Origin of the sequence: Pantoea sp. EKM10T, from assembly GCF_011800685.1 — a bacterium.
GTDB classification, from domain to species: domain Bacteria; phylum Pseudomonadota; class Gammaproteobacteria; order Enterobacterales; family Enterobacteriaceae; genus Pantoea; species Pantoea agglomerans.
In genome coordinates, this window is record NZ_JAALEU010000004.1 from 20,687 (window position 1) to 39,066 (window position 18,380).

The following is an 18,380-nucleotide window of genomic DNA, read 5'->3' on the forward strand; positions in this document are numbered from 1 at the left end:
TCGGGTCCGGCTAACCGGATGCCGAGCCCGGCTGGCGGGTATATCGTTTGCTACCATCCAGCATAACGGCTATACTGCCGCCCGCTTTTGCATGTGCATCAGCGGTATTGAATAACCAGCCTGTTACTGGGTCGCCTGTAGCAGGAATTAAATAAAGAGATATATTAATGCTCACTATCAATGCAGTAGAACGTAAAGAGCAGGGTAAGGGTGCGAGCCGCCGCCTGCGTACAGCAAACCGTTTCCCGGCCATCATCTACGGTGGTTCTGAAGCGGCTGTTGCCATCGACCTGGATCACGACTCCGTAATGAACCTGCAATCTAAGCCAGGTTTCTACGACGAAGTGCTGACCCTGTCAGTTGACGGTAAAGAAACTAAAGTGAAAGTTCAGGCTGTTCAGCGTCACCCGTTCAAGCCAAAACTGTTCCACATCGACTTCGTTCGCGCTTAATCGCGAACTTCGTTGAAAGCAGAAGGGCCGGTTGCGAAACCGGCCCTTTTCTTTTGGCGCTGCCCGGTGAAATGATCGCCGCGTGCAGGGAATGAAAGCCGGGCTAAGCCCGGCTTTTTTATTTGCTGCTGGTACGGCGCTGCAGCTGATCGCGCAGATTGGGTGGTGTGCCCTTAATCGTCAGGGTGTCCGTTGCCGGATCCCAGAAAATGCGTTCGCCCAGCAACATCGCATCGAAGTTCAGGGTCAGGCCCCCGCCGCTTCCGGCAAACTTCGTCAGCTGGCGCAGAGTACTGCGATCCGCCGGGAAGCTCTCTTCCAGTTCATACCCCTGCTCCTGGGTAAAAGCCTGGAACGTTTTTTCACCCAGCGGTGGCAGTTCGCTCGATAACTCTTCCAGCGCAATCTCCTCGCCCGCCTGCAACTGCTCGTTGCAGTAGCTGTAGACCTGCTGGCGATAGTTCTGCCGCTCCTGCTTATCCAGTTCCGATTCGTTGCAGTAGTCATCTACCGCCTGCAACAGACCGCGGTTCTGCGCCTTGGTGTCTAATCCCACTTCGGCACCCAGGAAGTCCATAAAGAAGTCAGCCACTTTACGTCCGACGCGGCCACGCAGGAAGGTCAGATAACGGGTCGATTCCGGGTTAGTTTCCCACTCGGTTAAATCGATGCGTGCCACGATATCGGCATGATTGATGTCAAGATAGTGGGTGCTGCTGATATCCATCTGCTCGTTGACGCGCATGCTGGACTGGCTGTTCAGCACCGCAATCAGCAGGTATTCCACCGCCAGATAGCGGTAGTGAATAAACAACACCACGCCGCCTTCAGCGAAGGGGTATTTTGCAAGCTCATCGCGCAGACGACCGGTCGCGGCACGGCTAAAAGCGAGAAAATCATCGTTGCCCTTACGACAATTACGCAGCGCTTCTGCCAGTTCACTCTCTGCATTGAACAGGCCATAGGCTTTGCTTTTTGCGCTATAAACCCGGTGTAACTCCTCCACCATCGCGTTGACCGTGTTGGTGGCAGGCAGCAGCGAATCGCGCAGCGCCAGTTCAAGCTGGTTTTCATCGCGTTTAATTAACTGATGCAGGGCAATCTGGTCGATATCCAGACTCATGGTAGACTCTCCTTTTAGCACAGGCGCGTATTCAAACACCGCCAGCATCGGCTTTCAACTCCATGCGTATAGCGAACACGCTGCTTTCGATAAAATTGCGGTAAAAAGTGCGCTGTTCCGGTAATATATCGCCTTTTGAAATGAGCTTAGACGACGATATGGCACAATCATCCCGTTACAGTGACGAACGCGTGGAACAACTCCTCGCGGAAATGGCCCAAATCCTGCACAAGGACAAGGCCCCCACCGATCTCTCCCTGATGGTTCTGGGAAATATGGTGACCAACTTAATTAACAGCGATGTCGCTCCGGCGCAACGTCGTTCACTGGCACGATCTTTCGCCGATGCCCTTCAGGCGTCTGTGCGTGACGATAACGCCCATTAATTGGCTGATTTGACTTCATAATATGGTAACCAACCGGCAGCGCTACCGCGAAAAAGTTTCCCAGATGATCAGTTGGGGTCACTGGTTTGCTCTGTTTAACATCTTATTCGCGCTGATTTTAGGCAGTCGCTACCTGTTGGTCGCCGACTGGCCTTCTTCGCTGGCGGGGCGCATCTACGCCTATACCAGCTGGGTTGGCCACTTCAGTTTTGTTGTTTTTGCCGCCTATCTGCTGATTATCTTCCCGCTGACTTTTGTGGTGATGTCGCAACGGCTGATGCGGGTGTTGTCCGCGGTAGTCGCTACCGCCGGGCTGACGCTGGTGATGGTCGACAGTGCGGTGTTCAGCCGCTTCCACCTGCACCTGAATCCGGTGGTGTGGGAGCTGGTCATTAACCCTGATCAGAGCGAGATGGCGCGCGACTGGCAGCTGATGTTTATCAGCGTGCCGCTGATTTTCCTGGTTGAGATGCTGTTTGCGACCTGGAGCTGGCAGAAGCTTCGCAGCCTGAATCGCCGTTCATTTGGCAAGCCTGTCGCCGCCCTGTTTATCAGCGCCTTCTTTGCCAGCCACCTGATGTATATCTGGGCCGATGCGAATTTCTATCGTCCGATTACGATGCAGCGTGCCAACCTGCCGCTCTCCTACCCGATGACCGCCCGCCGCTTCCTTGAGCGTCATGGTCTGCTGGATGCGCAGGAGTATCAGCGTCGGCTGATTCAGCAGGGCGACCCGGAAGCAGTGGCGGTGGAATATCCGCTGAGCGAGATTACTTTCCGTGATGCCGGCACACGCAACAACCTGCTGGTGCTGACGGTCGATGGTCTGAACAACGCCACGCTGGCCAAAGCGCTGCCGGAGCTTAATCAGTTCGCCAGCGAGAACGTGCGTTTTACCCAGCACTACAGCGCGGGTGATACGCCAGAGAAAGGGTTGTTTGGCCTGTTCTATGGGATCTCATCCAGCTACATGAACGGTATTCTGGCATCCCGAACGCCGTCGGCGCTGCTGGGCGCGCTTAGCACCCAGGGTTACCAGTTTGGCCTCTTCTCCTCGGAAGGCTTTAATCCGCCGCTCTACCGGCAGGCGTTGCTGACTGATTATTCACTGCCTGCAACCACCAGCCAGCCCAACGCCAGTACTGTGGCGCAATGGCAGAACTGGCTGGAGAAACAGAACGGTTCACAGGCGCCGTGGTTCTCATGGATTGCCCTGAACGGCCCGGACGTCACCGGCGACAGTGCAAAAGCGCGTCAGCGCAGCTATCTGCGCCAGGCTCCTGCCGTTGATGAGCAGATCCACGCGGTGCTCAGCAGCCTGCAGGCGCGTGATTTACTGAAGAACACGGTGGTGGTGATTACGGCGCAGCGTGGACTGGCACTGGATGGCAATCCTGACAGCGCTGGAAACCGCCAGACTCTGCAGGTGCCGTTAGTGATTCACTGGCCTGATACGCCCGCGCAGACCGTTGATCGCCTTTCTGATCATCAGGATGTGATGTCGACGCTGATGCAGCGACTGCTGCATGTGCGGACCAATCCAGTGAACTACTCTCAGGGTGAAGATCTGTTTGCTGCGCGCCGTCGCCATGACTGGGTCGTCAGCAGCGAAGAGAATAAGCTGGTGATTACCACGCCGCAGGTGACGCTGGTACTCAACAATAACGGCAGCTATCGCGCTTATGATGCGCAGGGCAACGCCCTGAAAGATCACAAGCCAGAACTGGCGCTGCTGTTGCAGGTATTAACTGAAGAGAAGCGGTTTATCGCTAACTGATTAATAATCAGGCAAATAGTCGGCAGGTATCTTGCATTAATGGTGATAACCAGTAGACTAATCCTCCAGTGTTCGGCACGTAGCGCAGCCTGGTAGCGCACGGTCATGGGGTGTCCGGGGTCGGAGGTTCAAATCCTCTCGTGCCGACCAAATTCCCTGAAAAGCAGCCCTAAAGGCTGCTTTTTTCGTTTATGTCATCAAACCTTAACTTTCCTCGCACCTCCCGCAATCCGTTCTATACTTAACTGCGTGTGGGTAACAAGAGGAGAGTTCATGACATATATTGAAAAAGACGATCCAACAGAAGCACCCGAGTCAGGCGATAAGCAACCTTCCCCGCCAGACCAGAAGTAACCCACGGGGCCGCGTCTGACGCGGCCTTTCTATCTCAGCTTACCTCTCCGTTTAACATTCAGAATAGTCCCGTATGGCAGTTAACATTCCTCTTACAATCAGCAGGTTAACAGTTGCATTATAATCTGATCTGCTTCACAAAATCGGCTACCGGCTGCGCTTATTCATCAAACTGAAACAAAAATGTCACAGAAAATGCCTACCCTGAAATCCCCAGAAATTGACGGATAATTTTTATGGCGATCAAAGCGAAAAGCCTGAAAGATGCAGAAGCATTGCTGCATTCAGGCATTAGCAAAGTGGAACTGGCGTATGACATTGGCAGCGACGATTTCTTTCGTCTGGCAAGCCACTGGTGCGACCGAGGTGCACGCATCAGCAGGGGTCACCACCATTTCGTTGTTTCTCTGAAGAGTTTTGCCATTCCTCCCAACGACTGATTCCGGCGGGCTGCTTGCCCTGATCCATCGCGCCTGATTTAATGCCTTTTTGGTTTTGATGATGGTCCCGCATGCGCTATCCCGACCTGCCGCTGCCGCCTGTTGCAGGCGGCTTTATCCTTTCCCGGCACCTTAACCGCAGCGATCCTTTGCTGGCGGTGAGTCACTTCGATCCGCAAAAGTATCATGACGGGCTGGCTGTCGAATGGGATATTCCGCTGCCCGCCCGACTGCAGCAGGCTGTCAGTAAACGGCGTGCTGAATACCTCGCCAGCCGTCTGCTGGTCCGGTCAGTGATGGCAGAACTGGGTATTGCTGATTTCATTCTGACCAATGCAGCTGATCGATCCCCCTGCTGGCCCGCTGGCATTCAGGCGTCACTGTCGCACAGTGCAGGCATCGTTGTGGTAGCGGCAACCCGTCAGCCCTGCGCTGTTGGGGTGGATGTCGAGCAATTTATGTCGGAGACGACGGCGCATGAAACGGCTGCGTTGCTGATGAACGAGCAGGAACAGCACCTGTTACGGACGCTGCCCGTCTCTTTTCGCGCTGCCGCTACCCTGCTCTTCTCCCTCAAAGAGAGCGTTTATAAAGCCATCTGGCCGCAACTGCTTCAGCCGATGGACTTTCCGGATGCGGAACTGGTGTCGGTAGATTTCTCACAGCAGCGCGCGACGTTGCGACTGACTCAGGACTTCAGCGGGTGTTTTGCGATGGGAACGTTACTGGAGGCGAGCTTTGTGTGGCGGGATACTCAGGTAATCACGCTAATCACACATCGGCTTTAAAAAAACCGGCTAAACAATACGCGTTAAAACTTTGCGGTTTAGCCGGGGGTAACACAGACGAAAGAAAAGGTTCAGAATGGCAGAAACCGGAGTTTCTGCTGATCGCTAACGTAGCCTGGTTCAGGCGAAGCATGCCACTACGCTTTTTTGCTAAGCTTTGCCAGCTGCCGTTAAAGCCCGGTGTCGGTGCGTTTTACCGAGTCGAGCGTGGCAAGATCGCGCTCATTACCGGTCAGCTCCGTCAACTTGCCTTCACGCATCTCCAGCAACCGATCGGCATGAATGAAGTAGTGATCGTCATGGCTGATGGCAAACACCGTTTTACCCGCCTGCTGTAGCCACGGCAGCAGCTCGCGATAGAAGATACGTCGGAAGTGAGGGTCCTGATCCGCCGCCCACTCATCCAGTAGCAGCACATCGCGCTCTTCTGCCACCGCCAGCAGCAGCGCCAGTCGCTTACTCTGTCCTTTAGAAAGCTGCAGATTCAGCACTTTGTTACCTTCAATCTTCAGCTTATCCTGCATCTTCAGTCTCTCCAGCCAGAGCTGAACCAGCGCCGGGTTGGCTGCAACCCCTTCCCGCCCCATTAACCGGTCAAACAGGTGTAAGTCGGTAAAGACCGCCGAGAACTGACTGCGCCACACATCAAGCTCATCCGCCGTTATCGGCTTGCCATCCAGCAGCAGCGTGCCGGACTGAGGCTGATAAAGACCGGTCAGCAGCATCGCCAGCGTCGATTTCCCGCTGCCGTTGCCGCCAATCAGAAAGACCAGTTCGCCCCGGCGCAGCGTCAGGTTAACCGGCCCGACCTGGAAGCCGTTATCACCATAGTGAAAAGAGACGTCGCGCAACTCCAGCGTTTGCCAGTCTGAGGACGTGGAGGCGGAGTGGAATCCTGACTGATAAGGAGCGAGGTCAAAGGCATTGAGCTTACGGAATGCGACCTGGGCACTGAGCAACGTCGGTAACGCGCCCACCGCGGAGAGCAGCGGCGTGCGTAAAAACAGCAGCGTCAGGGAAAAGGTAGCGGCGACGGCGGTATTGGCCCAGCCCAGGCTGTTGGCCATAAAAAAGACCATACCGATAGCGCCTAACGTCATGATATTTGACCAGTTGACCGCACTGAGATGATAAGTATCGGCGCGGACAATGTGGTGTCGCCAGGCGCGGGCATCTTCCTGATAAACCGTGTCGTAAACCTGCTGAGCGCGTGAGCGGTTAAGCTGTAGCTCTTTGCGCCCTTCAATCACCGTCTGATAATCACGATAGAGGTTATCTTCGATTTCCCGCAGCTTTGCCATGTGCTGGTAAACCCGCGAGACCAGCAGCCAGCCGCCAACCAGCGTGACACCCAGCCAGACACTGGTTACCAGCAGCATTTTAGGCGACAGCCATGCGAGGTAGATCGCCGAGCCAAGCGTAATAATCACGCCCTGAAAGAGCTCCGGCAGGCGCACAAAGGCCAGAGTAATGGCCCGCACGTCGCTGGTCAGGCCCGCCAGCAGCTGCGCACTGCCGAGTTGCTCGATGCGTTCAATGCGGGTATCGAGGATACGCTTGATAAATTCGCCGCGCAGTCGCCAGACAAACTGATGGCCAAGCATGGTCAGCGCCAGCTGCGAGGCCAGTGTCACCGCCATCAGCACCACCAGCTGCAACAGAAACTGCGGCAGTACCGCGAATGAGGTGTTGATGGCGACAATCATTTCGCGATTGATAAAGGCGATCATGCCGATACCCAGCACGGCGCTTAACAACGTGAGCGCAATCACCCCGATAAAAGGCCAGCGGAACTGGCGAAAAACAACGCTTAGCAACGTCATGCAGGCAATCCAGCAGTCAAAAAACAGCCTGCAGTGTAATGGGATGCAAAATGATAGCAATAGTTATTCGTACCACGCCGTAAACGGCGTGGTGGGTCAGAAAGCGCGTCGAAACGTCAGGTTATAACGCCAGGCACCCACCAGCGGATGAACGCCTGGCTTAAGTGGCAGGATGCCGTGGTAACGCAGGCGCGACGGCCCGCCCCACACCACAATGTCGCCATGCTCCAGCAGCACACGCTGGGTACTATCACCCCGTTCGAAACCGCCAAACTGAAAGACCGCCGGTAAACCCAGCGACACCGAAACGATAGGCTGACGCAGATCTTTCTCATCTTTATCCTGATGCAGCGTCAGCTTCGCGCCCGGCTCATAGCGATTAAGCAGGCAGGCATCCGGATTAAAGCCAGGGAACCCCGCCTCAGACGCCGCCTGCTGCGCCAGAGTACGAAACAGCGGCGGCATAGCCGGCCATTTACGCCCGTTCAGGTTGTCCTGCTGCTGATACTGGTAGCCGCGAGAATCCACCGACCAGCCGAAATCGCCACAGTTGGTCATCGCCACCGACATGCGATGGCCACCGGGCGTAATGCGATGGGCAAACGGATTCTGCTCCGCAATTGCCATTATTTGCTGATAAAGCGCCTCTGCATCCTCACGTGCGCGACGCCGCAGGATCACCGCGCCCTCAGCCAGCGTCTCCTGCCAGGGTTGTTCTTCACTAAACAGATCTAACATCAGGGTTCTCCGGATTCAGCGGGGATCAGGAAAGCAGCGAACTGCGGCGACATCCAGCTGACAAATTTATCGCCCTGCTTGCTGATCAGATAGACCGCCAGATGCTGTTCGATCGCCAGCGCCTGGGCTTTTTCCGTGCCAAGTACCATCAGTCCGGTATCCCAGCCATCGGCTTCCAGCGCCGTGGTGGCGATCACCGTGGCGGAAACCAGTTTATGCTCAATTGGCCGTCCGGTAACGGGATCGATAACATGAGAAATGCGTTTGCCGTCCAGTTCATAATAGTTGCGATAGCTGCCGGAGGTACTGATGCCGTGTCCCTGCAGATTAACGCGCGCCTGAACCGCATTCTCACGATCGGTCGGTTTCTGAATCGCCACCCGCCACGGCTGCTGCTGCGCATTAAGGCCACGGCTCAGCACGGCGCCGCCCACAGACACCAGATAGTTATTGATGCCGAGCTGCTCCATCAGTCGCGCCAGATGATCGGTGGCGAAGCCCTCGCCCACCGTCGAGAGATCGACATAGAGACCTGGCAGATCTTTCTGCAGCCACTGTCCGTCTGCGCCCTGCACCACCCGCAGATGCTGCAATCCGGTCTGCGCCCGGGCGGCGGCGATTTGTGCCGCATCCGGCGTATGGCCGGGCTGCTTCGTCGGGCCAAAGCCCCATAAGTTGACCAGTGGCCCGATGGTAATATCCATCGCCCCGCCGGTTTTACGGCCAATCCGCAGTGAGGTCGTGACAATATCTGCCATGTTTTCACTCACCGGCTGCGGTGACAGGTCACGGCTTTGGTTAAAGCGCGATAAGGCGGAGTCTGGCTTCCAGGTAGAGAGTTCCGCATCGTCCGCATCCAGCTGCTGCTGAATCCGCTGTTGCAGTTCCGCTCTGCGCTCACTCGCCACACCGGCCATGCTTACCCGCCAGACGGTTCCCATGGTTTTTCCTTCCAGCACCAGCGCGGATGTGGTCGCTGGCTTATCACAGGCCGTTAACATCAACGCTAACATCGCTATAAACAGCAGATTAATCTGAGAACGCATCTTTCCTCACTTGTAACACTTTATTCAGCTCTGCTACAAAGCATAAACTTCGGGTAAAGACGCTTAAAGAGAGTTGAATATTTCTCTGAAACCTATCAGTATTCACCGGTCATCTACCCTGTATGCGCCTTTCATCAGGCGACTAACGTTAACCAAAGTAAGGAGCGGCAGATGATCTATCTGATTCTCGTCATTGCCCTGGGGCTGTTTATCTTCAGTAGCTATAAAGTCTTGCATCAGCGTCGTCATCGTCACATGACACCCTCACGCCCGCGCCAATAACAGGCTTCACTGCACCTGATTGGGGCAAGATCGCCCTGACGCGCGCGGCAAGTGTACCAAAGTGCGCGCGAGGTCTGTGGCTGTGAGAGCGGTAAAGCTGGCATGAATTCTGCACTGTTGAAACAGTGTTTATCTCTGAGAGGTGCAGAATGAAAAATTCACAGAAGTGGCAGTCAGCATGGCATCACTGGCTGAGCTTTTCAGCCTTCACCCTGGCAGGCGTGGCATTTGAAGGCGCGCGATTCGGCAGCGTGGTGTCGTCAGTGACAACCGCGCCGGAAGCCACCAAGTGGCGAAAGGCTGAAGCGCTCAGCCCGAAAGGTGACGCAGGAGCGCAGCGGTAACTGCGCTCCCGTACAACTCAGAACTGGTAAACCAGACCCAGTGCCACCACGTCGTCGGTATTGATACCGGCTGCGTCGGTGAAAGCGTTGTCGTCCAGCAGGTTGATCTGGTAATCAACATAGGTGGACATGTTTTTGTTGAAGTAGTAGGTCGCGCCAACGTCGATATATTTTTTCAGATTCTGTTTACCCCAGTTCTGAACATCGGTGCCGCGTGAGGTGACGTACGCCAGGGATGGACGCAGGCCAAAGTCGAACTGATACTGCGCAACCAGTTCCCAGTTGTCCGCTTTATCCGCATAGCCATAAGCTGAAGATTCATTGGTGCTGTCGCCGAAGCGGGTCGCATTGTACGAGCGTGAGTACATAGCCGCCAGATAGACGTTGTTCGCGTCATATTTCAGACCGCCAGTATAGACTTCCGCTTTATCGCCACTCCCGAGGATGCCTGATGTTGCGCTGTTCTGGTCGTTGGTACGGTCAGACTGGAAAGCAGCCGCACCAATGCCGAAACCTGAACCCAGATCATAAGTTGTGCTCAGACCCCAGCCGTCGCCGTTCTGACCTAGTACGTCACGGCCATTCGGAGACTCGGTGCTGTTGCCATTCTTGCCCTGATACTGGACTGCAAAGTTCCAGCCATCCACCAGACCGAAGAAGTTATTGTTACGGTAGGTCGCCATGCCGTTACCGCGCTGATACATAAAGTTATCTGCGCCGTAGGTGTCGCCGCCGAACTCTGGCAGCACGTCGGTCCATGCACCGATGTCGTAAGCTACGCCGTAGTTACGACCGTAGTCGAACGAACCTGCATCACCAAATTTCACACCGGCAAAGCCAACACGGGTGAAGCTGTCAGCCGTACCTTCAGACTCGGCGTTGTTCAGCGCCGCCTGGTATTCCCACTGGCCGTAACCGGTCAGCTCATTGCTGATTTCGGTTTCGCCTTTGAAGCCGAAGCGAACGTAAGACTGATCGCCATCAGAACCATCGTTATCAGAGAAATAGTGCAGACCGTCAACTTTACCAAAGAGATCTAATTTGTTGCCGTCTTTGTTATAGATTTCAGCTGCGTTTGCTGATCCTGCTGCAACCAGCAACGCAGGGATCATCAGGGAGAGAACGCGACGTTTCATTTTATTACCCTCTGTTATGTGCCTTTATTATTTGCCACTGCTAACTGAATGATTAAAAATTCAGCCGGCAGGCCATTGTTGTTTTATAACGGGCAATAATCCACCAGGAAAATGCTACTAAATTTCCAAAAGTGTTTCATACGTCGAAACAGTTATTTCATAATGTAAACAACGGGGAACTAATAACCAGCACGGATCGATAAAAAATGGCGCACAAATCGATAAACCGATTCAGAGAGCTATGTTATCAACAGGTTACATAAGAGTATTCCGAAGCACTGAATGATAAAACTTATACGGCATCTGGTAATAGAATAGACCCCGCTATCATCATTTATTCCATTATTACCTTCATTCTCCCCGAATGAGATGTACAACTTATTATTTCCCGCCGGACAAGTTGTCCGGCATTTTTTTGCCTGCTATTTACCGTTGCGTTATATCTTCGTAAACTTTCTTAACCGGGTTAAATTAACTACGGCCTGTTTCCGCACATATTGTTAAAATACGCACACTTTGCGCCCTGGCTGCCCAAATATCCGCCATGTTAATTTATCACCGTAATTAAGCAGGCGGATATTTAAGCTGGTGCGGATTTTCAGCGCTCACGCATCGATTCTTTGACTTTATTCAGGGGCTTAATCAGATAATCCATAACCGATTTCTGACCGGTTTTAATCTCTACATTGGCAACCATACCGGGCACAATCGGGAATTTTCGTCCGGCACGGTTAGTCAGCTCGGCTTTCTGGGTACGAACATAAACACGATAGTAATATTGATCACGTTTTACCTCATCCTGCAGGGTATCTGGCGAGACCGTTTCAACTTCGCCGTGCAGATCGCCATAGATGGAGGAGTCATAGGCGGTCACTTTGACGGTAGCCGCCAGACCGGGCCGGATATAAGCGATATCGCGTGGATTGATGCGCGTCTCAATCAGCAGTTGATCCTCCAGCGGGACGATTTCCATCAGTTTACCGCCAGGCTCCAGTACCCCACCGACCGTGGTGACCTGAATATCTTTAACAATGCCGCGCACCGGTGAATAGAGCGTGGCACGCGTCAGCTGATCCTCTTTGCCTGCAGCAACCTGCAGTTGCGCATCCAGTTCGGCATTATTTTTTACCTGCTCTTCGTGAGCGCGCACCAGATAGTCATTGCGCGCCTCATCGATTTTGCCGCGCAAATCGCTGACCTGACGACGCAGTCGAATCACCTCGACCTGCCCTGCTGCGCCTTTGGCAACCAGCGGTTCCGTCAGGCGCAGTTCATCCTGTACCAGTCGCAGCGACTGCTGCAGATTACTGATGGTTTCGGTGAGATTACGGCGTCGCGACTCGTAGAGCTGCCGTTCGCGCGTCACCAGGTTCGGCTCCTTCAGCGTTTCGGCGCTGAATGTCAGCGGCGTGCCCGACAGCTCCGCCTCCAGCCGCTCGGACGAGGCGCGTAGCGTGCGCACTTTGGCCTGCGCCTCGCCGAAGTTCGACTGGAAGCGCGTCGGATCGAGAGTCGCCAGCACCTGCCCTTTTTCGACAATGTCGCCCTCATGCACGTTAAGCTGTTTGACGATGCCGCCATCCAGGCTGTCAATCACCTGCGCGCGGCTGGAAGGAGTGACTTTACCGGTGCCGACCGTGACCTCATCCAGAATGGCAAAGTGCGCCCAGATGAGAAAAATCGCCAGCGCGGCGGTGCAGAGCCAGATAATCGCCGATGTCCGGCGCTCATGACGGGCAAGATCTTTATCAACAATAACCAGACTCATGCGGTGTCTCCTTTACCTGGCGACGGTGCCGACGCGGGTGTCGTCGCACGGCGCAGGATCTCGTCGCGCGGGCCGTCGGCCACAATCCGGCCGTTATCCATCACCACAATACGATCGACCATCTTCAGCAGCGCCGGACGGTGCGTCACCAGCACCAGCGTCCGGCCGCTAATCCAGCCCTGTAGCTGACGGATCACATGCTCCTCCAGCTGTTCATCCATCGCCGCGGTGGGTTCATCCAGCAACACCACCTGCGGCTGACGCAGGATCAACCGGCTCAGCATCACCATCTGACGCTGGCCGCCCGAAAGCCCTCGCCCGCCTTCATTGATAATGCGGTCCAGGCTGGCGGCATCCTGCTGGACCAGCGACAGCGCGCCACTGATGCGCAGCGCCTGCAGCATCTCCTGTTCGCTGGCATGGGGATTGCCCAGCATCAGATTCTGCCGCAGCGTGCCAAAAAAGAGGCGGGAGTCGTGCGACAGCCAGCCAAGCTGACGACGTAAATCGGTGGGATCGATACGCTCAATATCGACGCCATCGACAATCACTTTGCCCTGGGTAGCCAGCGCCTGACCGGCGAGGATCTTCAGCAGCGTCGATTTCCCTGCTCCGACTTTGCCCAGTATGGCAATCTTCTCGCCGGGCTTAATCTGCAGCTGCTGAACGTTGAGCACATTCTTTTCATTCTCTTCGTCATAGCTGTAGTGCACATTGCGCAGATCGTACTGGCCGGTGAGCGTCGGGCAGTGTGCCAGCGTGGTCGCTTCAGGCTGATCAAGCGGCTTTTTCAGCAACTCATCCAGCCCTTTCATCGCCATTTTGGCGTGCTGCCAGCGCGAGAAGACCATGGTCAGCTGCATCAGCGGGGCGATGGTGCGTGATGAGAGCAGGCTGCAGGCAACCAGCGTACCGGTAGTGATTTGCGAATCGAGCACCAGATAGACACCAAATACCAGCATGCCCGCATAGGTGAGCTGCTGCACAGTCGAGGCCCAGCCGGTGAGACGCGCGCCCCACAACCGCTGCTGGTTACTGATTGAGGCGCTGACTTCGTGCGTCTGCTCCCACTGACGCTGAAAATAGGGTTCCGCCTGCAGCGCCTTGATATCCTCAATCCCTTCAATGGTCTCTACCAGCACCGCATTGCGCAGCGCGCCCTCGCGCAGCCCCTCTTTGGCCAGCCGCGCCATCGGGATCTGCACCAGCAGACCGGGAATGACGATCAGCGGGATCGCCGCCAGCGGAATCAGCACCAGCCAGCCGCCAACAAACGACATAATAAACAGGAACAGGATAACAAACGGCAGATCGGCCGCTGCGCCTACCGTGGTCGAGGTGAGCAGCTCACGCACCTGGTCGATCTCACGCAGCTGCGAGATAAACGAACCGGTCGATTTCGGACGCGCCTCATTACGTATGCTCATCGCCCGGGCAAACAGCATGGCCGAGACTTTCAGGTCGATGCGTTTGCCCATTAAGTCTGACACCTGGGTCCGCATCAGCCGGATCAGATACTCAATGGCCGCAGCGATCAGCACGCCGACAAACAGTACCCACAGCGTGGACTGCGACTGGGCCGGGATGACCCGATCGTAGACCTGCATCGAAAAGAGAATACCGGCCAGTGCCAGCACATTACTGATCACCGAGGCCAGCGAAATTTCCGTGATACGGCGGCCCATACCGCGAAAATTTTTCCAGAACCAGTGTGGTTCATAAGGCTGAACGAATTCGTCGATGCGCGCATCACGGCCACGCGCCGCTACGCCAATCACGCCGACATCGCCCTGGGCGCGTGCCAGCAGTTCTGATAAAGCGCTTTCACGCACCACATCGCCACCTTCACTGAGCCAGTAGCGCGCGCTGTTGTCTGAATCGATGCTCTCCAGCACCGCCACGCTGGCATTCTCCAGCACCAGCACCACCGGGGTGATCTCCTGACGCCAGCGCAGTTTGTTCTGCGGCACCATGGTCAGATGCAGTCCCAGCAGGCCGGAGAGTCGTTCCAGCTGCTGTGACACCGGCAGATGTTCAAACCAGCGCATCTGCTGACGCAGGGTTTTGCCATCGGCAGGTTTACCGAATCGCGCGGCTACGCGCAGCATGGCGGCAATCCAGTTATCGGTATTCAGGGTTGATGTAATCATTATTAATGCCTTATCGCTATTGCAGCGAAGGAAGGAGATCGCCGCTGCTTTGCTGGCGATCGATACCCATGATATCGAGCAGATTGTCTACCGCGGCGGCATAACGCACGGTGGCGTCCCAGCCATCGTAAAGCGCGGTGATACGTGAGCTGTCAGCCTGAAACACATCCTGTTCCACGCTAAGCAGATCGTTCAGGCTGCGCTTACTCAGGCGATATTCATCGGCGTAGACATTACGGGTATGGTCGGCGCTGGCCAGCTGCACTTCCCCGGCAGCCTGCCGCTGCTGCGCGCCAATCATGTCGGCATAGGCGGTAGAAGCGTTTTGATTGATGGCGAGCTTGGCCTGCTGAATAGCGGCCTGCGCCGCTTCACGATCGCCCTCTGCTGACTGGGTTTTCGCATTCACCAGGCCGCCCTGATAAAGCGGTGCTTCCACCTGCAGCTGCACTTCATCATCCCAGTAAGATTGACGATCGTTTTCATAGCGGGTCCGGCCCGCCTGCACTTTAATCGTCGGCCAGTGACCGGACTCTGCCTGGCGCACCCGTTCACGAGCGGCTTCCTGTTTCGACTGCGCGCTGCGCACTGCCGCGCTGCTTTCATAGGCGATTTTGTCGAGGGTGATCTGCTGCTTAAGCAGCGCCTGTGGCAGTTCAGGCAGCGTGGCGGGGACCACGCCGGTCAGCACGGTCAGTTGCGCGGTGGCGGAACGATGCTGGGCACGATATTGCTCCAGCGTGGCCTGCATGGCGGCGATGCGGGTTTCTGCCTGCAGCACGTCGGACTGGGAATTGAGGCCGGCATCGGCGCGCAGTTTCGCAATATCCCGCACGCGCTTCAGCGAGGCGATATTGGTATGCGCCGTTTCTGCCAGCGCCTGATAACGTTTGACTTCGAGGTAGGCCTGCAGCGTATCTTCCGCCACAGTGGTCATCGAGTCGAACAGGCTGTAACGATAAGCATCCGACAGCGCGTGCTGCTCATCGATGGCGCTGCCGGTGCGGCCAAAGTCGTAGAGCAGCTGGCTGAGCGTGATGCCACCGGAGCCGTTATTGTTCAGGCTCCCGGCGGAGTCGGTCTGATGAGAGCGTCCCGCCGCGCCCTGCAGTGAGATCTGCGGATACCAGGCGCTGCGGGCGGCATCAAGATCCCCCTCACCGATGTGGATCTGTGCCGCCGCTTCCGAGATTTTCGGATTGCGGGCGAAGGCCCGAAGAATGGCGTCGCGCAGCGTTAAGCTGGCAATCTGCTCTTCGGTGGGCGCGGCGCGCCAGTTAAATTCGGCTTTAGGTAACGGTGCGGCAAAGGCCGCTTGCACTGCAACGCCACTCAGGGCGCACAACAAAAAAGTTAATCGCGCTTTGTTCATTATCCATACCAACAGGGGTTCTTATCATCATGGTGTTTTTCCTGGTGAACAAAGCGAGCAAAAAGGGGTGCTACTCAGCGTCTGACAGATTTACTGCATTATTTTATTTATGGTTCGCAAGCGAGACGCTAAACGACCTTTAACATTATTAGATCAGATCCCGCGCTTATTCCTGCTAAAAACAGATGAAATCGTTAATATTTCTGCTGAACGAACGAAAAGCAACCACTGAGCGAGCTCGCGCCAATCCAGACAGGCTTAACAGACCTGTCCGGAAGGCAGTGCGTTTACTAATGTGTCAGCGTCAGACCAGGGGGTGTGCCGCAGGATGCTGCAGCAGGTGGTCGGCGAGCGTATAAGGAATATCAGAGAACAGATGACTTTCCTGCGGTGCGGCGGCGGCAGAAGATGCCTGCGCCACGTGCGCCGTCTCCGCCTGCTGGGTCAGGCTGACCGTCTCCAGCAACTGGTCCACCGTCTGACCCTCCAGCGGGTTGGCACTTTCGGTATGTGAGGCCACCTGTACCGTCTGGCTGGCACTGGCCAGATTACCGGCGCTGTCTTTGCCGCTGACTGTCATCTGGTACTCACCATCGTCCAGCGGTGCCAGCTGCCCGGCCAGAATGGTCAGCGCCCAGCCGCCATCGGCTTTTACACTGGCGCTGTAGTGCTGATCGCCCAGCGTTAATTCCACCAGGCTGCCCGGTTGCAGATGACTGGAGCTGCCCTGAATCAGATGCCAGCTGTTGACATCGGCAGCATCAATTTTGTTATCACCAAAAGCCGTGTCCAGGGTCAGCGTCGGCCGCTGGTGCACGGCTACTGTAAACAGTTTATCGCTGGTCTGGGTGTCGCTGTTGCCATATTCATCCCAGCGGTGAAAGGTGGCGGCGACCGGGCCATCCGGCAGCGCCAGCAGCTCGCTGGAGGTCAGTGTTACCATACCTTTGGCATCGGGCTGGTAGGTTTTACCGTTGATCTCCAGGGTGTTGGCACCTTCAACGTAGAAGCTCAGATCGTGCTGCGCCTCCTGATAGTTGAGCGTCATGTCACCGCCGATATCCATTTCGGTGTAGATCGGAATAAAACCGGTGTGGATATTCAGCTCATGCGTGACGTCGATGTAGTTTTTGGCCCCGTCGATCGACCAGGCGCGGATTTCCCCAACGTTGATAAAGGCGTGCACATCCGCTGCCGGGATCACCACCTGCCAGTGTCCATCATCGCCTATGGTGGCGGCATAATCTTTCTGGTTGGCACCCGTGATCACCAGGCGATGGCCCGGCATGACGGTGGAGAGCGTGCCGCTCAGTAGCAGGTCCTGCTGGCTTTCTGCCAGGTTTATCACATCGTCCGCAGTGATCTTATCGAAGCTAATTTTTGGCAGGCTACTCAGATGGGTGATCAGCGTCAGATCGTGATATTCGGTGGCGGTTTTTCCATTGGGATCGGTCGCCGTGACTTTCAGGCTGTAGACCCCGTCTTTCAGCGCCTGCATATCGCTTTCATGAAATGAGCCATACCACTTACCGTCATTTCCCATGCTGGCGGTGGTGGTTTGCGTACCCAGCGTCAGTTTCAGCACCGACCCCACCGGCAAGTGCGTTGCGCTGCCGCTGATCTCAACGCCATAAATGCTCTCAGCAATACTCACCGCGTTGTCACCACTGACCGTGTCCACGGTCAGGGTAGGTTTGATCGTGCGGTCGGTATAGAGACCAAAATCAACGGTAGTTGCCGTGCTTTGCCCTGCTTTATCGGTAATGGTCAGCGTCAGCGTGTGATTGCCATCCGCTACGCCTTTCAGCGTATCAGCCGGCATGGAGGCGTTCCAGTAGCCCCACTTATTGACGGTGCTGTGCCAGCTTTGATCGTTGAAGGTCAGCGTTACGGTGGAGCCCGCTTCACCTTCAGCACGACCGCGCAGATGCACCGGCTTTTGCGCTTCCCAGCCAGCGATCACGCCATCACTGGCGATCGGTTCATAGGGTCGCAGCATAGCTGGCGGCGAACTTTTCACCGCGCTGACAGCCAGTGTGCTGTCGTTGAGCGGGCTGCTATGCAGTGACTCGGTGGAGAGCGTAGTGATCGGCAGGCTCTGGCCCGGCGTGGCGAAAGGAAGGCTCAGACTTTGCGTGGCGGCTGGCGCAATGGCGGGCACAGCGCTATCGGCGACGGCAAAATCGCTCACCGCCGTCTGAAAAATGGATTCAAGCCGGGTAGTACGAAGCGTATCGCGTGATGACATAGGTAACCTCAGTTCAGAACAGAAACGCAGACAAAAACCATCGGATAAACCGATCGTTTAGTCTGACGACATGGTAGTGGGACAGCTGAAGCTGCCCGTTTCCGCTGGTCGGAACCGGTTACCCGCAGGTAACAAGGATTGATAAACAGGACG

At 55.7% G+C, this 18,380-nt stretch carries 16 protein-coding genes and 1 tRNA gene; 8 read left to right on the forward strand and 9 right to left on the reverse strand.

Going from position 1 to position 18,380, the window contains the following annotated elements; translation table 11 throughout:
* Positions 1-167 precede the first annotated feature (167 nt).
* Positions 168-452 carry a 50S ribosomal protein L25 gene (gene rplY, locus HFD95_RS09135; protein ID WP_003854168.1) on the forward strand — a complete coding sequence of 95 codons (285 nt, stop codon included), beginning with the start codon at positions 168-170 and terminating at the stop codon, positions 450-452.
* Positions 453-570: 118 nt separating this feature from the next.
* Here the strand turns inward: rplY and yejK are convergent, their stop codons facing one another.
* Positions 571-1,575: a nucleoid-associated protein YejK gene (yejK, locus tag HFD95_RS09140; protein ID WP_010248346.1), complete on the reverse strand. Its 1,005-nt coding sequence runs from the start codon at positions 1,573-1,575 to the stop codon at positions 571-573.
* Positions 1,576-1,733: 158 nt separating this feature from the next.
* Between yejK and HFD95_RS09145 the strand changes: the two genes are divergently transcribed.
* From HFD95_RS09145 to HFD95_RS09165, 5 genes are all read left to right on the forward strand, one after another.
* On the forward strand, positions 1,734-1,961 hold the full coding sequence (locus HFD95_RS09145; protein WP_010248348.1) for a YejL family protein: 228 nt from the start codon (positions 1,734-1,736) through the stop codon (positions 1,959-1,961).
* 22 nt (positions 1,962-1,983) lie between these two features.
* Positions 1,984-3,738, forward strand: a complete 1,755-nt coding sequence (gene yejM / locus HFD95_RS09150; RefSeq protein WP_022625056.1) for an LPS biosynthesis-modulating metalloenzyme YejM — start codon at positions 1,984-1,986, stop codon at positions 3,736-3,738.
* A gap of 73 nt (positions 3,739-3,811) precedes the next feature.
* Positions 3,812-3,888: transfer RNA gene (locus HFD95_RS09155), tRNA-Pro, on the forward strand.
* Between the two features lie 440 nt (positions 3,889-4,328).
* Positions 4,329-4,532, forward strand: coding sequence for a hypothetical protein (locus HFD95_RS09160; RefSeq protein WP_003854174.1), 204 nt, complete (start codon positions 4,329-4,331; stop codon positions 4,530-4,532).
* 71 nt (positions 4,533-4,603) lie between these two features.
* Positions 4,604-5,320 carry a 4'-phosphopantetheinyl transferase gene (locus HFD95_RS09165; RefSeq protein WP_167430158.1) on the forward strand — a complete coding sequence of 239 codons (717 nt, stop codon included), beginning with the start codon at positions 4,604-4,606 and terminating at the stop codon, positions 5,318-5,320.
* Positions 5,321-5,490: 170 nt separating this feature from the next.
* Here the strand turns inward: HFD95_RS09165 and HFD95_RS09170 are convergent, their stop codons facing one another.
* The 3 genes from HFD95_RS09170 to apbE all read right to left on the reverse strand — a co-directional run bounded on the left by HFD95_RS09170 (position 5,491) and on the right by apbE (position 8,927).
* The gene (locus HFD95_RS09170) at positions 5,491-7,143 is read right to left on the reverse strand and encodes a multidrug ABC transporter permease/ATP-binding protein (RefSeq protein ID WP_010248354.1); all 1,653 of its coding nucleotides are present in this window, start codon (positions 7,141-7,143) and stop codon (positions 5,491-5,493) included.
* A 96-nt stretch (positions 7,144-7,239) separates the two neighbouring features.
* Entirely contained in the window at positions 7,240-7,881 is a 642-nt protein-coding gene (gene alkB / locus HFD95_RS09175) for a DNA oxidative demethylase AlkB (RefSeq protein ID WP_033767444.1), read from the reverse strand.
* A complete protein-coding gene (gene apbE, locus HFD95_RS09180; protein ID WP_045140632.1) occupies positions 7,881-8,927 on the reverse strand; it encodes an FAD:protein FMN transferase ApbE in 1,047 nt (348 codons plus the stop codon). The genes alkB and apbE overlap by 1 nt, the downstream gene beginning before the upstream one ends.
* A 171-nt stretch (positions 8,928-9,098) precedes the next feature.
* Between apbE and HFD95_RS21975 the strand changes: the two genes are divergently transcribed.
* Together HFD95_RS21975 and HFD95_RS09185 are read left to right on the forward strand one after the other, a co-directional pair.
* Positions 9,099-9,209, forward strand: a complete 111-nt coding sequence (locus tag HFD95_RS21975) for a hypothetical protein (RefSeq protein WP_010248361.1) — start codon at positions 9,099-9,101, stop codon at positions 9,207-9,209.
* Between the two features lie 149 nt (positions 9,210-9,358).
* Positions 9,359-9,553: a hypothetical protein gene (locus HFD95_RS09185; RefSeq protein ID WP_010248364.1), complete on the forward strand. Its 195-nt coding sequence runs from the start codon at positions 9,359-9,361 to the stop codon at positions 9,551-9,553.
* A gap of 17 nt (positions 9,554-9,570) precedes the next feature.
* Here HFD95_RS09185 and ompC read toward each other — a convergent pair whose 3' ends face one another.
* The 5 genes from ompC to HFD95_RS09210 all read right to left on the reverse strand — a co-directional run bounded on the left by ompC (position 9,571) and on the right by HFD95_RS09210 (position 18,227).
* Positions 9,571-10,689 (reverse strand): porin OmpC, encoded by a 1,119-nt coding sequence (gene ompC / locus HFD95_RS09190; RefSeq protein WP_167430159.1) that lies wholly within the window; start codon positions 10,687-10,689, stop codon positions 9,571-9,573.
* A gap of 598 nt (positions 10,690-11,287) precedes the next feature.
* A complete protein-coding gene (locus tag HFD95_RS09195) occupies positions 11,288-12,457 on the reverse strand; it encodes an HlyD family efflux transporter periplasmic adaptor subunit (protein WP_010248368.1) in 1,170 nt (389 codons plus the stop codon).
* Positions 12,454-14,607: a type I secretion system permease/ATPase gene (locus HFD95_RS09200; protein ID WP_167430160.1), complete on the reverse strand. Its 2,154-nt coding sequence runs from the start codon at positions 14,605-14,607 to the stop codon at positions 12,454-12,456. The genes HFD95_RS09195 and HFD95_RS09200 overlap by 4 nt, the downstream gene beginning before the upstream one ends.
* A 16-nt stretch (positions 14,608-14,623) precedes the next feature.
* Positions 14,624-15,979 (reverse strand): TolC family outer membrane protein, encoded by a 1,356-nt coding sequence (locus HFD95_RS09205; RefSeq protein ID WP_167430161.1) that lies wholly within the window; start codon positions 15,977-15,979, stop codon positions 14,624-14,626.
* 304 nt (positions 15,980-16,283) lie between these two features.
* Positions 16,284-18,227, reverse strand: a complete 1,944-nt coding sequence (locus tag HFD95_RS09210) for an Ig-like domain-containing protein (protein WP_167430162.1) — start codon at positions 18,225-18,227, stop codon at positions 16,284-16,286.
* Between the last annotated feature and the right edge of the window lie 153 nt (positions 18,228-18,380).

What these genes read in the sequence shown, in the direction of transcription:
- rplY (WP_003854168.1), top strand. Translation starts at nt 168, where the DNA reads ATGCTCACTATCAATGCAGTAGAACGTAAAGAGCAGGGTAAGGGTGCG.
- yejK (WP_010248346.1), bottom strand. Translation starts at nt 1,575, where the DNA reads ATGAGTCTGGATATCGACCAGATTGCCCTGCATCAGTTAATTAAACGC.
- HFD95_RS09145 (WP_010248348.1), top strand. Translation starts at nt 1,734, where the DNA reads ATGGCACAATCATCCCGTTACAGTGACGAACGCGTGGAACAACTCCTC.
- yejM (WP_022625056.1), top strand. Translation starts at nt 1,984, where the DNA reads ATGGTAACCAACCGGCAGCGCTACCGCGAAAAAGTTTCCCAGATGATC.
- HFD95_RS09160 (WP_003854174.1), top strand. Translation starts at nt 4,329, where the DNA reads ATGGCGATCAAAGCGAAAAGCCTGAAAGATGCAGAAGCATTGCTGCAT.
- HFD95_RS09165 (WP_167430158.1), top strand. Translation starts at nt 4,604, where the DNA reads ATGCGCTATCCCGACCTGCCGCTGCCGCCTGTTGCAGGCGGCTTTATC.
- HFD95_RS09170 (WP_010248354.1), bottom strand. Translation starts at nt 7,143, where the DNA reads ATGACGTTGCTAAGCGTTGTTTTTCGCCAGTTCCGCTGGCCTTTTATC.
- alkB (WP_033767444.1), bottom strand. Translation starts at nt 7,881, where the DNA reads ATGTTAGATCTGTTTAGTGAAGAACAACCCTGGCAGGAGACGCTGGCT.
- apbE (WP_045140632.1), bottom strand. Translation starts at nt 8,927, where the DNA reads ATGCGTTCTCAGATTAATCTGCTGTTTATAGCGATGTTAGCGTTGATG.
- HFD95_RS21975 (WP_010248361.1), top strand. Translation starts at nt 9,099, where the DNA reads ATGATCTATCTGATTCTCGTCATTGCCCTGGGGCTGTTTATCTTCAGT.
- HFD95_RS09185 (WP_010248364.1), top strand. Translation starts at nt 9,359, where the DNA reads ATGAAAAATTCACAGAAGTGGCAGTCAGCATGGCATCACTGGCTGAGC.
- ompC (WP_167430159.1), bottom strand. Translation starts at nt 10,689, where the DNA reads ATGAAACGTCGCGTTCTCTCCCTGATGATCCCTGCGTTGCTGGTTGCA.
- HFD95_RS09195 (WP_010248368.1), bottom strand. Translation starts at nt 12,457, where the DNA reads ATGAGTCTGGTTATTGTTGATAAAGATCTTGCCCGTCATGAGCGCCGG.
- HFD95_RS09200 (WP_167430160.1), bottom strand. Translation starts at nt 14,607, where the DNA reads ATGATTACATCAACCCTGAATACCGATAACTGGATTGCCGCCATGCTG.
- HFD95_RS09205 (WP_167430161.1), bottom strand. Translation starts at nt 15,979, where the DNA reads ATGAACAAAGCGCGATTAACTTTTTTGTTGTGCGCCCTGAGTGGCGTT.
- HFD95_RS09210 (WP_167430162.1), bottom strand. Translation starts at nt 18,227, where the DNA reads ATGTCATCACGCGATACGCTTCGTACTACCCGGCTTGAATCCATTTTT.